13 protein-coding genes are annotated in these 12,808 nt (G+C 62.9%); all 13 read right to left on the bottom strand.

Annotated features, from left to right (window positions below):
- Positions 1–25: 25 nt before the first annotated feature.
- The 13 genes from Q0568_RS16375 to Q0568_RS16315 all read right to left on the bottom strand — a co-directional run bounded on the left by Q0568_RS16375 (position 26) and on the right by Q0568_RS16315 (position 12,328).
- A complete protein-coding gene (locus tag Q0568_RS16375; RefSeq protein WP_298868431.1) occupies positions 26–598 on the bottom strand; it encodes a response regulator transcription factor in 573 nt (190 codons plus the stop codon).
- A gap of 186 nt (positions 599–784) precedes the next feature.
- The gene (locus Q0568_RS16370) at positions 785–1,606 is read right to left on the bottom strand and encodes a phosphatase PAP2 family protein (protein WP_298868429.1); all 822 of its coding nucleotides are present in this window, start codon (positions 1,604–1,606) and stop codon (positions 785–787) included.
- Between the two features lie 83 nt (positions 1,607–1,689).
- Positions 1,690–2,427 carry an ABC transporter permease gene (locus Q0568_RS16365; protein WP_292703277.1) on the bottom strand — a complete coding sequence of 246 codons (738 nt, stop codon included), beginning with the start codon at positions 2,425–2,427 and terminating at the stop codon, positions 1,690–1,692.
- 3 nt (positions 2,428–2,430) lie between these two features.
- Entirely contained in the window at positions 2,431–3,267 is an 837-nt protein-coding gene (locus Q0568_RS16360) for an undecaprenyl-diphosphate phosphatase (RefSeq protein WP_292703280.1), read from the bottom strand.
- A gap of 205 nt (positions 3,268–3,472) precedes the next feature.
- Positions 3,473–3,850: a fluoride efflux transporter CrcB gene (gene crcB / locus Q0568_RS16355; protein WP_292703283.1), complete on the bottom strand. Its 378-nt coding sequence runs from the start codon at positions 3,848–3,850 to the stop codon at positions 3,473–3,475.
- Positions 3,847–4,284 carry a CrcB family protein gene (locus Q0568_RS16350; protein ID WP_298868428.1) on the bottom strand — a complete coding sequence of 146 codons (438 nt, stop codon included), beginning with the start codon at positions 4,282–4,284 and terminating at the stop codon, positions 3,847–3,849. Before Q0568_RS16350 ends, crcB begins: the two co-directional genes overlap by 4 nt.
- Before the next feature lie 56 nt (positions 4,285–4,340).
- A complete protein-coding gene (eno, locus tag Q0568_RS16345; RefSeq protein WP_298868426.1) occupies positions 4,341–5,675 on the bottom strand; it encodes a phosphopyruvate hydratase in 1,335 nt (444 codons plus the stop codon).
- 1 nt (position 5,676) lies between these two features.
- Positions 5,677–6,423 (bottom strand): 2,3-bisphosphoglycerate-dependent phosphoglycerate mutase, encoded by a 747-nt coding sequence (locus tag Q0568_RS16340; RefSeq protein WP_292703292.1) that lies wholly within the window; start codon positions 6,421–6,423, stop codon positions 5,677–5,679.
- Positions 6,420–6,932 (bottom strand): universal stress protein, encoded by a 513-nt coding sequence (locus Q0568_RS16335; RefSeq protein ID WP_292703295.1) that lies wholly within the window; start codon positions 6,930–6,932, stop codon positions 6,420–6,422. The genes Q0568_RS16340 and Q0568_RS16335 overlap by 4 nt, the downstream gene beginning before the upstream one ends.
- Positions 6,933–7,104: 172 nt before the next feature.
- On the bottom strand, positions 7,105–7,671 hold the full coding sequence (locus Q0568_RS16330) for a histidine phosphatase family protein (RefSeq protein WP_298868423.1): 567 nt from the start codon (positions 7,669–7,671) through the stop codon (positions 7,105–7,107).
- 687 nt (positions 7,672–8,358) lie between these two features.
- A complete protein-coding gene (locus tag Q0568_RS16325) occupies positions 8,359–9,249 on the bottom strand; it encodes a hypothetical protein (protein ID WP_298868421.1) in 891 nt (296 codons plus the stop codon).
- Between the two features lie 80 nt (positions 9,250–9,329).
- On the bottom strand, positions 9,330–10,325 hold the full coding sequence (locus Q0568_RS16320; protein WP_298868419.1) for an ATP-binding protein: 996 nt from the start codon (positions 10,323–10,325) through the stop codon (positions 9,330–9,332).
- Positions 10,322–12,328 carry a Mu transposase C-terminal domain-containing protein gene (locus Q0568_RS16315; protein WP_298868417.1) on the bottom strand — a complete coding sequence of 669 codons (2,007 nt, stop codon included), beginning with the start codon at positions 12,326–12,328 and terminating at the stop codon, positions 10,322–10,324. The genes Q0568_RS16320 and Q0568_RS16315 overlap by 4 nt, the downstream gene beginning before the upstream one ends.
- Between the last annotated feature and the right edge of the window lie 480 nt (positions 12,329–12,808).

Below are 12,808 nucleotides of genomic sequence, written 5' to 3'. Positions count from 1 at the left end.
GGCCCACCCCCTCGGGCAAGCCAGATCAGATGTCACCTATCCGTGCAGCAGTCCCCTCGTCCCGACTGAACACGTGCTCGGGGCTGGTGCTCAACAGCTCGAGAAGCGCGCTCTCCGTCCCGGTCAGCGCCACTCGGATTCCCGATGGATCGTACGCGGCCTGGGCGTCCGGCGTGAACACCCACTCGCCGAGGCGCCGACGCACCCCCTCAGCGCGGAACGCGCGCCGCAGGGCACGAAGGCGCGCCAGCAGCTCGTCGTAATCGAAGGGCTTCACCAGGTAGTCGTTCGCTCCGCCGTCCAGCCCGGTGACACGATCGTCCACGGTGCCGAGCGCGGTCAGCATCAGGATGGGGGTCGTGATGTGCGCGGTACGCACGGCACGGATGAAATCGACGCCGTCCATGCCGGGGAGTCGTCGATCGACGAGCATGGCGTCGTACCGCCTGCTTAGCGCGAACCGGAGGGCGGTCTCGCCGTCCGAGGCGTGCTCGACGTCGTACACGTCTTCCAGCACTTCGACGGTCAGTGCAGCGATCTCCGCGTCATCCTCCACGTAGAGCAGCGAACCGCGCGGCCCCTGTGCCGAGTCACCCATGGTCGCCGTCCTGTCGTCCGCGATCGAGACCATCAGCGTACGCCCGACCAAACCCCGGTTGGGTTACCCGGACTGACTTCCGCATGCCGTCGGCCGTCCGGCCAGAAACGGTCGTTTTCGGTTGCCCGCAGCGGGAGACGGATTCAGCCTCGCCCCTGTCGACGATCCCAGCGGTTGGGCCGGGGCCTATCTGCTGAGGAGTGTGTCGGGTGCGTGGGCGTCGCGTCGTCGACGGATCGTGAGGTACAGCTGGTGCGCGGTGATGACCAGCGCGAGCCAGGCGGCACCGAGCGCCCACGCTCCGAGGACATCGGTTGCCCAGTGGTGCCCGAGGTAGATCCGATCCAGGCCTGTGGTGAGGGCGAACAGCGTGGCAGCGCCGATGATTACGGCCCGGTGTTTCGTTTGCCGCAAGATGATCAGATAAGCGATAACTCCCACGACAGCGACCGCGTTCAGAGTGTGACCACTCGGGAAAGACGCGGAGTATTCATACGGGGGAACAGCGTCCGAGAGCGGTGGTCGATCCCGCCCGAACAAGTTCTTCCCGACAACCGTCATCAGAAGTGACCCGCTACCGGCAGCGACGATCAGAATGACCGGCGTCCAGGATCGGCGATGAAGACCAAGGACTAGTGCTGCAGTGATGGCAATGATGGGCATGCCGAGCGGGCCGGCTATCTCGGTATAGCCCGTGAGAATGATGTCGAGCCAGGGTGATCGGAGTGTCATCGCGAAATCGAGCAGAGGCCGGTCGATCCCCGCGACTCCATCGGCGTCGACGACGTTGTCGTACACCTGCGCGGCGGCGATGCTTAGAGCGACAACAAGAACCAATCCGAAAGCCAGGATAAGAATCAGCGCCCCGTTAGGTCCGAGCCGCTCGCTAAGCGCATGCGCACCCTGCGCGAGGCGACGCCACAGCGGCGCACCACGCCGGGGAAGGCTCTGGCTATCTTGCGTCAGCTCGCCGTGGACCCCCTCATCAGGTTCATTGGCGTGAGTCATGAATGGATCCAATCGTGGGGTTCGTATTCACCGTATAGCGCCGGCTCGACGTCTCTTCCGTTCGCAGCGAGGGGTGGTCGAGGTCAGCCGCGAATGGACGGGAGTTGGGTGGGCGCACCAAAGAATGCTGTGACTAGAGTGGCGGCGATCGCGGCTGCGGTGAGAATGGCGGCGAGTACGAGAAGTTGAAACTGTGCGGCGTCCAGTGGGGAGGCGCCAGCAAAAACGGCTCCGACGAATGCGCCGGGAAGAGTGACTATCCCAGTGGTTCGGGCCTGATCGGTCGAGGGGATGAGCGCCGTTGCTGCTGCGGTTCTGACGGAGTGTTGCGCGGCCCGGCGGGGTGTTGCGCCCAATGCGAGCCATCCCTCGATTTCGTCGTGATCCGTCACAAGGGCTTGCTGCACGTTCCGCCCCATCAAAGTCGTGACGGTCATCGTGTTTCCGATCACGATGCCAGCAAGCGCCAGGGTGTACCGGGTCGTGAAATCGACGGCAGTGGTGGAGAAAATGATCGCGATTGGGACCAAGGCGGCGACAATGATCGTCAAGGCGATGACGGGAATGTGCCGCCATCCGACGCGGAGCCGTCCCGCCACCACACCGGTAGCGGCACCGGCCATGACAACAAGGAAAACTCCCACCCACAATGGCTCGGTGATGACGACGTTGAGCAGAAGGCTGAGGATGCCGAGCTGCACGCAGGCGCGGACGATTGCCCACGGCTGCAACCAGGGTTGCGGGATATTCAACCGTCCGACGATCACGAATGTGACGGCGGTGAGCAGCAGTACGGTGAGCCCGGTGGTGAGGAGCGACATGGGTCACGTTGGAGAGAGAACGCCGGTTGCCAGAAGTGCGGCGACGACAACTCCGAGCGCGATGCGGTACCAGATGAACACGGTGATCGGATGTCGGGCAACCAAGCGAAGCAACCAAGCGATCGAGGCGTAGGCGACCACGAAACTCACCACGGTTCCGATCAAGACCGGCCCCCAACCGACAGTGACGCTGACAGCGCCAGCTTCACTGACAGCCTCATACGCACCGGCTCCAACCAGAGCGGGGATCGCGAGGAAAAACGATAGGCGAGTTGCGGTCACGCGATTCAGGTTGCGGAACAGGCCAGCGCTGATCGTCGCACCTGATCGGGAAACCCCGGGGATGAGGGCGATGCACTGCACCAGGCCGATGACCAGGGAGTCGTTCAGAGTGAGGCTCCTTTCTGACCGGGTTTGTTTCCCGACGAGCTCAGCCATGAACATCACCGCGCTCCAGAGGATCAGACCGGCGACAACGACCCACAGGTTCCGGAGTGATCCAGCGATGAGTCCGCGAGCGAGGAACCCGACGATGCCGATGGGGATCGACCCGGCCAGGATGTACCAGGCAAACCGATAGTCCTGGTTCTGCCGCGACTCTGATCTGAACAGGCCGTGCCACCACGCGGTAACGAGCCGACTGATGTCCGACCGGAAGTACAGGACGACCGCGATGATCGCGCCGAATTGGATGATCGCTGTGAACGCGGTCAGACCGGGGTCATCAATGGGGAGACCGAGCATCTTCTCAGCAAGGGTCAGGTGACCAGTGCTGGAGACGGGAAGAAACTCAGTGAGTCCTTCGATAATGCCAAGGAGGATTGCGTGCAGGAGGTTCACGGAAAACGTAACTTTCGGGTCGGGCTCGGCGAGCCGGACGAGGCTGGAGGTGCTCCTGGTGAGGCTTCTCGTGCTGTCCTCAATGAGAGTGTTGAAGCACAGGTAATCGGCGCTAAGGGGCTCGGAACTACCGGGTGTGCGTGGGCAGCACGGGTGACCATCCGCACGCGTCGCGAATGGTCGGTGGTTGAGTTGGGCTGATGTCTCACAGGATCGTGCCTATCGTGTATCCGATGACGGCCGCGCTGACGGTGAGGACGAGTGTGCCGATGCCGTTGGTCGCTGCCGCGATGGTTCGCCGGTCCTGGGCGAGGCGGATGGTTTCAAAGCTCGCTGTACTGAAGGTGGTGTATCCGCCGAGGAGACCAGTGCCCACCAGCAACCGCAGGTCCTCGGGAAGGGCTGCGGTTACGGCCAACCCGGTCACCAGACCGAGAAAAAAGGACCCCGTCACGTTGATGAACATTGTGCCGAACGGGTACGAGCCCGTGGTGCGGGTGCGGATGAGCCCGTCGATGAGGAACCTCAGTGCCGCGCCGATGCCGCCGGACGCTGCGATCGCGAGGAACAGCCAAGGCGTCATCGTGCGTCCTTCCGTCGGATCGCTCTCGCGCTGATGATCCCGCCTGCGGTCGCTGCACCGCCGAGCAGTAAGGTGCCGACCGCGTAGGCGAGCCCGACAGCGGGGGCGTTCTGGAGGAGGAGGACCGTGTCGGTGGCAAGCGCACTGTAGGTGGTGAATCCGCCGAGTATCCCGGTGCCGGCGAACAACCGAAGAACTCGTCGACGGCCGGCATCTTCGCCGCGGTGCGCGAGCGTCTCGAGGAGGAAGCCGAGCACGAACGCGCCGATGATGTTGATTGCTGCTGTGGTGAAGGGGATGCCCGCGACGGGCGGGATCGCGAGGCTGAGTGCCTCGCGTATTCCGGTACCGATCATTCCGCCGAGAGCGACGAGCCCAAGATAGCGCCAGTGGAGATGGACCGGGCGAGGCGCGGGTGTGCGTGCGTCGTCCACCTCGATGTCGCTGTCTAGCGGCAGCGGAGACGTATCTGGCGTCTGTGCACCGGCGGTCATTGCAGCCCGAACGGCAGATGGGCGTTGGTTGCCTCGATCTGAACGAGGCGGTTGTACTTTGCGAGTCTCTCACCGCGGGCGGGGGCGCCGGATTTGATCTGGCCGACCCCGGTACCGACGGCCAGGTCGGCGATGAAGGTGTCGAGGGTCTCACCGGAGCGGTGCGACACCATGCAGGCCATGTCGGCTTCTCGGGCGGCGCTGATAGCGGCGAGCGTGTCGGTGACGGTGCCGATCTGGTTGGGTTTGATCAGCGCAGCGTTGGAGTAGTGGTGTTCTGCACCGTCGCGGATGCGGGCCGGGTCGGTGACGTACAGGTCGTCGCCGACGAGTTGGATCTTGTCTGCGAGGCGCTCGAACAGTAGGGCCCAGCCTGGGTGGTCGTTTTCTGCGAATCCGTCTTCGATGCTGCGGATCGGATACGAGTTGACGAGTCCTGTGTAGTAGTCGGCGAGTTGTTCGCTGTTCATTATGCGGGAGCTGATGCGGTAGCCGCCGTCCACCGCGAAACCGTTCGCTGCGGGGTCCATCGCGATCGCCACCTGGTCGAGCCCGGGCGTGTATCCGGCGGCGGTGATGGCCTCCATCAGCAGGTCGAGTGCTTGTTCGGGATCGTCGATGGGCGGTGCGAATCCGCCCTCGTCACCCAACCCGGCCATTCCGAAACGGCTACGCACGAGTCCCGCGAGGGCGTGATAGATCTCCGCCCCCATCTGCAGGGCATGCTCCTCGTTTGCGGCACCCACCGGGGCGATCATGAACTCTTGGAACGGTAGGCCGCCGGGAGCGTGAGCGCCACCGTTGATCACATTGAAGTGCGGCACGGGGAGCCGCTCTTCGGCGCCGGAGAGGTGAGCGAGGTAGCGGTGCAGCGGAACGTTTGCAGCATGTGCGAATGCTCGGGTGGCCGCCATCGATACGGCGATCACCGCGTTCGCTCCGAGCCTCGATAGCGAGTCGGTGCCGTCCAGCTGACGCACGGCCGCGTCCAGATCGCGCAGGGAGGTCCACCCGTGGGCGGTGAGCAGCGGTGCGATCTCCTCGTCGACATTCGCGACGGCTCGCCGCACGCCACGCCCCGAGAACGCATGGCCGCCGTCGCGAACCTCGACCGCTTCATGCTCCCCGGTGGACGCGCCCGCCGGCGCCGACGCTTCGACAGTGTCCCCATCGGCCAACGTCAGGGTGACCTGCACTGTCGGGTAGCCGCGGGAATCCAGGATCTGGGATGCACAGACCATCTCGAATCCGACGGGCCGATCGCCGTGGTGAGTGATGTAGTCCCCGCCGCCGGCAAGCGTGTGCGGGTGGGCTCCGGTGTAGTCGTTCATGTCAGGTTCCTCCTTGTTGGGCCACGGTGGCGGCTGCCTGCCGTGCGGTGATCGGATCGAGGTATTCGCCGCCGCGCACCTTCGGGGTGCCGTCGGCGGTCAGTCGGTAGACGAGGGGCTGGCCGGTGGGGAGGTTCAGGTCCTCGAGTTCGGGTTCGGTGAGGTCGTCGAGAACCGCGCAGTAGGCGCGTAGTGAGTTGCCATGGGCGACGACCAGCACGTTCACACCCACCTGCAGCCGCGGTCGTGCTCGTTCCCAGTGGAACTGTCGAACCCGGGCGATCACGTCAGCGAGCGACTCGGTGGCCGTGAGGGCCGCAGCTGGAAGGTGACAGAACGGTTCCTTCCGGCGCAGGAGTTCCACCTGTCGGGCGCTCAGCGGTGGTGGAGCCCCGTGAACAGACCTCCGCCACTCGCGAAACAGGGCTGGGCCATGCTCGGCGAGGATCTCCGCTTTGCTTCGCCCCGTCAGAGCGCCGTAGTTGCGCTCATTGAGTCGCCAGTCCCGCAACGCAACATCCGGCCCCACACCCTCCTGAGCGAGGATCGCGGCGGTGTCTGTGGCGCGGGTCAGCTCAGAGACGAACGTTGCGCCGACGGTCATCCCCGTTGCGCGCAACAGGCGGGCCGCCTGCGCAGCCTCGCGACGACCGCGCACGGTAAGGGGAGCATCCGAGATGCCCGTGAAAGTCCCCGCAGCGTTCGCGGTGCTCTCCCCATGGCGCAGCAACACGATCGCCCCGCTCATGCCGACTCCCACGGCAACGCGCCATCATGCACCGGAGCCTGCGGAACCACAAGGACCGGGCGGTGCTGCTGGTGAGCCAAGTGCGCCGCCACCGATCCGTCGAAGAACTCTGCCATCGCCCCACGGATCCCGGGACGGCGAGTCCCGACCACGATCATCATCGCGCTCTCGCGCTCTGCGAGATGGGAGAGCGCGGTCGCCGGATTGCCCGCCAGCTCACACTTGTCCCATGCCACACCGGCACGTGCGAACCGATCTCTCAGTTGCTCAGCGAGCGTGTGGGGAAACGGAGAGGGACCGTCGTCGTACGCGTCCGAATCAACTGGCCTTGATGTGGTGGACCCGTCGGGGCGTTCGTCCACGACGAAACGGGTCGTGTCGACATGCGCACACACAACACGGGCACGAAGCGCAAGAGCAACGCTGATCGCGGCGTCGATGACGGCCGGAGCCTGCATCGGAATCACGCCGAGGACGAGAACGGGGGCTGAAGCGCCGGCCTGGTCCACGAGGGTCTCCTATCTCCGCGCACGTTGAAGTGCTGAGATAGGGACTGTTGTCGGGATATCCGAGGTTTGGGTCGGCGAGCCCCACCGCCGAAACGCTCTCGCGTTATCGCCAAGGTAGCACCCCTACGCGCGATTGTCATCAGCATCCGACCATGCGATGGGCGCGAATGAACTATGGTTCCCGTCCAGGTGCGACCTGATCCACGTCCACGACTTCCCAGCCCGATGTCCCCGCCACCATGACGCACCACGACGCGGTCGGTACGGACAACTGCCGCCCCCGATCAAGATGATCAATCACGGGCTGAATGATCGCGTCATGAGTGACGATGACGGCACTGCTCGACGACGACCACAACTCCTGAAGCACCGGCAGGACCCGCGTTAGCACCGTCTCAGCTGACTCAACCCCCGGCGCTGCGTCGACGCTCCCCCATTGCGCAACAACGTCCGCTTTCAGGTGCCCGGTCCACGGCCCGTAGTCACGATCGTTCAACCGCTCATCGATCCAATGCGGGACACCAGCAGCCAGCGCGATGCTCTGCGCCGTCGCTACCGCGCGTGCCAAAGGGCTGGACAACACCACCGAAAAGCCGACGGACGCGATCGCACCCGCCAGGCCCTCCGCCTCACGGACACCCACCTCATCCAGCGGCGGATCCGCAAGCCCCCGCAACCGGCCCTCGGCATTCAGAGCAGTACGACCATGGCGGGCAAGCAACAACCGAGCGAAAGTCATGAACAACTTCTACTCCTCTCAGAGCGGCTACCCAACCCCCGCAACCAACGATGCCCACGCCACCCCAGTTCCACTCGGGAGAGCGAAGCCCCTGCACAGCGGACTTTCGGCACGCGTTAGTGAACAAACCTCGGGCATGCGACGTAGTGAGCGCGAGAAACGATCGTTTACGGTGGGAACCATGTGGTGGTCGGATGACGAGTGGGAAGCTAATTCCTGTGGTCGGAGACTTCGCCCGCTACGCCCCCTAAACGTCGAGCAGGCTGGAGACGCATGATGTCATCGAGCGGCGCGGGACACACTCCCATCACGCAGATCAGGGTGGGCGACACAGTGCGACTGACAGGAGCTGCATGGGACGAGATCGAATCAATTTCGCCCATAAAGTTCGACCGTGTGCCCTAGGTGGGGGAAGATCACCGGATCGTCGGCGGGTCAGTTCTCGGTCCGTTCTTCTTGGTCGCAGGCACACCCTGGGCCGTGAACAAGACATACACCGCAGTGCTGCTGCCTGATAGTTAAAGCCAACCTCATCTCGGGCCAACAACGTCGGTCCAACTATCCTCGTGGCCCTGTGGCATCTAGCGGCGATCGGGCACGATCGTCCAGCGTAACGGCCGCGGATGGGAAGCTCAGAGATCTCTGTCGGTGCTGCGCGAGCGGATTGAGTACACGCGAGCCCCGCCCTCACCGCCCTGTGCGGATCGACGCCCGGTAGGCAGGGGGCGAGAATCCGATCGCGCGACCGGCACCGCTCTCCCCGCGATAGGTCGGCCACTTATCCGTGCGAACGTTCATGTGTCTCAACAGCTGACTCCTGATTGTTTTCATCCGTCGGACGGCTTGCGCCGCTCCGTCACTCGACTCTTCGGTCGGACGGCCCGAACGCCTGCCGTCGACCGCTTGGCTCGCAGCGTGAAGCACTTCGACGAGGCTGTCGCCGTGCAATGCGGCGTTGCCGAGCGAGATGAGCAGTTCCGCGAGGTCCCGGTTCGAAACGGAACTATTGTCAATGAGGTCGAACATACGAGTCGAGGACAGCGACAAGACGAGTTCGATGAGCTGAGGGAGCTGCCCGATCTCCTGCGCGAGGCCAACTTGCTCCGAAGATGAACGCGCGGGGTGCCACCATCCGTTCATCGCATCCCTCGCCACCGCTGCGATAGTCGAGCGATAACCGATTGAGCTTGCATGAAGTCCGCCGTTGAGACGCTTCTGCGCGTTTCGCGCCAGGTCGAAGCTCCGAACATCGACGTCCAGACCGTTGGCGTGCCAACGAGCATGCTTGACACAGATCGGCCCCACCGCGCGCTCCACCAGCACTAATTCGCCTTGCGTGCACCGACGGCAGAGGCTCATCAGCCCTGGCGACGTACCGTTGCAATAGGAGCAAGACCGTATCCACAGCGTCGGATCGTGGCCGCACATCGACGCGTAGCGGTGCCCGTTGTCATTAAACGATCGAGGTGGCAAGGCCGCGAGCTCACAGAGCGTATCTCGTGCGGCAAAGGCGGAGATGTTGGGCCCCAGAAGCGAGTCTTCCTCGCGGAAAACCCGCCAGACAGCGTGCTCTGTCACCCGATTTGCGGAGCAAAGTCGTGAAAAGTAGCTTGTGGGACTTTCATCCCGGTACATACGCACGCGAACCGGCAGAGACCTCATCCGCTTTGGAGAGCTTGCTTGGCGAACTGCTGGCGCTGGAGCTCCTTGTCGAACTCACGGAGGTCCAGGGCTTCAGTTCCGTCTTCAATCGCCTCGAGCGCTGCCAGCTGAAGCATGTCCTTCAGCGGCCCGATCTCGCCGCCGGACAAGCGATACAAGGCCTTCGCCGCGGTTAGAATCCGCCCCGACTCCTGCGCGAGCAGACACAGGGAGTCCTCTAATGCAAGCAATAAGTTGCCCCAGTCCGACCGCCCTTGTTTCGTCGTGATGCTGAATGGTGTGGCGTCGTAAAGCTTGAATCTCTTTCTGATCTGCCCCTCCCGCGCTCCGGTCAACATCCCTGTGTCTTGCACTGCGATGCCGGCGTAAACGAACGTGCTCCCGCAGCGTTCGGAGAGCTGTTTCAACATGTCCGACGCCTCTAGGTTCGCTCGGTATTTCAAGTCGAGGTGATGGATATCGTCAACGAGAACCAGCTCGGTGCGGCACCGTTGCATGGCGTTGGCAACCATCTCAACTAACTCGTTGTAGAGGACACCACGCCGGGCAGGAAGTCCGAAAAATCGGACGAACTCGAGGAGCAGCGCGCGTGCGCTCGATTGCGCCGGCACAGCGACGTAGACGACAGGGATGGCGCCATCCAGCGCGGATGATTGTGCGACCAGACGCCGTCTAAGCTCGTGCTCCTTGCCGATTTGGAGAAGTGTGGTCGTCTTACCCTGGCCAGGCTCGCCCGACAAGATCAGCCCGAACTTGCCCACCTGGCGATGCTCGTTCAGATATACCCGTCGACGAACCGCCTTCTGAAACTCCGCGTATTGCGGCGTTTTCACGAACGCACCCGCCTGTGAGTATCGCGCACGGATCTGGTTGTACAGAGAACGATCCGCGGGTGCCATCGCTCGGAGCTGGGCAACGGTAGCTGGGACCGGTTTTTCGTAGGCGGCGTCAACGAACTCGCGCCACCCCTCCTTCGTTCCGATCTCCATCATTCTCCGATCGTTGCGTCGAGCTCGTCAGCGGGATAGGTGATCAGAGTGAAGCCCCCACTATGCGGCCATGCGGCTTCCTCTTCGACTGCTGCCTCCTTGGGCGGCGTTTCCGACCGCGCAGGGTTCGGAACCGTTCCGCCAGTGAGTCTCGCTGCACTCATGGGATCATCTGCGATCGCGGTGAGCCTAGAGTTCGCTCGCTTGTCTACCTTCGGGTTTCCCTTCGCCGCGAAGGTCCGCATCGCTTGAACAAGCTCATCGGTGGCGGAGAGGTTGCCGAAGTCGTCTTGGCGGTACTGCGCAAGGGCGATTCGCCAGACTTCGCCGAGCATGGGGGACTCGTGCACGTGGTTGGCCCAGTACAGCGGTAGGAAGGAGTCACCGGTGTCTAGCCAGACAACATGGAAGTTGTACGGATCGACTCGTATCGACCACTTGCCGTTGTTCTGCCTATCCAGTGAGCTCCGTCTCCGGTAGTCCGACAGTTGTTCCGAGTCGTAGTGGCGGTGGTCGATCGTGACTCCGTATTGGTTGATCGTTCGATACATGGTCGGCAGCATCGCGATGAAGTCATTCTGGGTGAGCGGCACATGCAGTTCTGGGGCACGCTCGCGAAAAGCGCGGAACATCTGGTTGGGCGTCAGGACGACACCCGGCTCTGACGGATGCCGCAAACTGTCGTGCGGTCGGTTCTGCCAGTGCACGGCGATCCAGTCCTCAAGCAGTTCTTGCATCTGTTGAATAGTGAGAAGCTGGTCTGAGTCGATCACCGCGTCCTTGCCGCGATGCTCGACGCTGCGGCCGACGTATCCCTTTATGTACTGCAAGAAAAGCGTGTTGATCGACTTGAAGGTTCGTTCCACATGCGGCTTGTCGGTTGGGGTATGCGAGTTCGCGGTCACGTAGGAGATCCCGAGGTGATCACACGCCGACCGGAATGCGCGAGACAGGAAATTGAGACCTCGATCCGTAGTGATCTCGTCGGGGAAGATGTACGGTTGTGCGTTGCGGGCTCGTTCGTAGCGATCCTGATCGATCAGCACGTCTTCGGCCCAGGATTGGGAGATGAGGCGCCTGGTCTCTCGTGCACCTTCTGGCCGACGTGAGTACGGAACGAGCGCGCGCGCGAGCGCGATGACGATGTCGACGCCCTTTGTTCCCTTGGGACGGAGCACCGCCGAGAGGATCGAGCGAGTCGCAACGTCGATGAGAATCGTGAGTTCTGGGCGAGTGACCGTTGACTCATCGATCCGCACCATCACGTCCAACACCGTGGAGTCGATCTGTGTCTGTTCCCCGGGCCGCGAGGGAAACGTTGAGCTGAATGCGCGGTCTGGCTGCAGCGCCAACGACTCCCTGGTTTTCGCTGATCCGAAGGAGGCTCGACCACGATCGCTCTCGTCGAGGAGGCGATAGAAAGTTGAGCGACTCGGCACGGTGATCGTGTCCCCGTACTGTTCATGTGCGAGACGGGTCACCTCGTCGATCACATAGCTCCGGCTCGTAGTCGAGGCCCGCCTCCGACCGGTGAGGACTTCCTCGACCAGGACGAGGATCGGAGGATCAACCCTCGTCTTGCGCGGGGCGCGCAGTTCAGGAGCGCGTCGGTCGAGAAGCCCGGTGATGCCTTGCGAGCGGTATGCCGAGATCTGACGTTCCATGGTTCGAGTAGAGATTGCCTTATCCAATGCGTCCCCGACGCGAATGGCTTCTCGGCCTAGTGCGTCGCTGCGCGAGACGCCGTTCGCAATCGCTTCGTCGAAACGTTCTATCGCGGCCTGCCATATGCGTACGTCCCGGGTCACCTGCGCGCTCAGACCTTCCAGGTCCATGCTGCGTAGCACTGGGGGATTCACCCGTTCGACCGACTCCGTCACGACGTCGAAAGCAACGTCCACATCCTCACCGCCCGAAGTCCGCAGCGTGATGAACTCAGACCTAACGATGATCACCGTGCACTCATCGCCTCGCCATCGGACTCGATCGCCTGCGTTTACGTTCATCCGTGGGTCCTCGCGGTCAGAACCGATCGTGGGCTCAGCGGCTCTTCAAGATCCGCAGTCAGTTCGCCTTTCCAGATCAGGACATAGCAACGGGCGAACCCCAGATCACCGCCACCCAACGATTCGACTGCTTCTCTCAAGCTGATTGGTGTACGTGGGACGTCGAAGCTTCCGAGTTCTGAAGTCCACCGAGGATCGCGATACCTGCGCAGGAACCGGAGATTCGCGTCACGAGTCACGCTGTTGCCCAGGAACACCGCGTATCCCCAGCCAATCTCCGCGCAAAGCTGGGCAGTGCGATCGAACTGGAGAACAACCTTCGGATCGGCAACCCGCCTTCGATCTTTTACATCGACGATTACCCCGTGGTTACCGTGAAGCTTCACGAAGTAGTCCGGAGCGTGGCGTGTGCCTCTCGCGTCATTTGAGTATTAGCGTTTCTGAGCACCATCGGTATTGCGGTTGAGCACCGCTCGCTGA

It is taken from the genome of uncultured Microbacterium sp. (genome assembly GCF_937927635.1).
Classification (GTDB): domain Bacteria; phylum Actinomycetota; class Actinomycetes; order Actinomycetales; family Microbacteriaceae; genus Microbacterium.
This window is presented reverse-complemented; position numbering and strand designations above follow the sequence as displayed.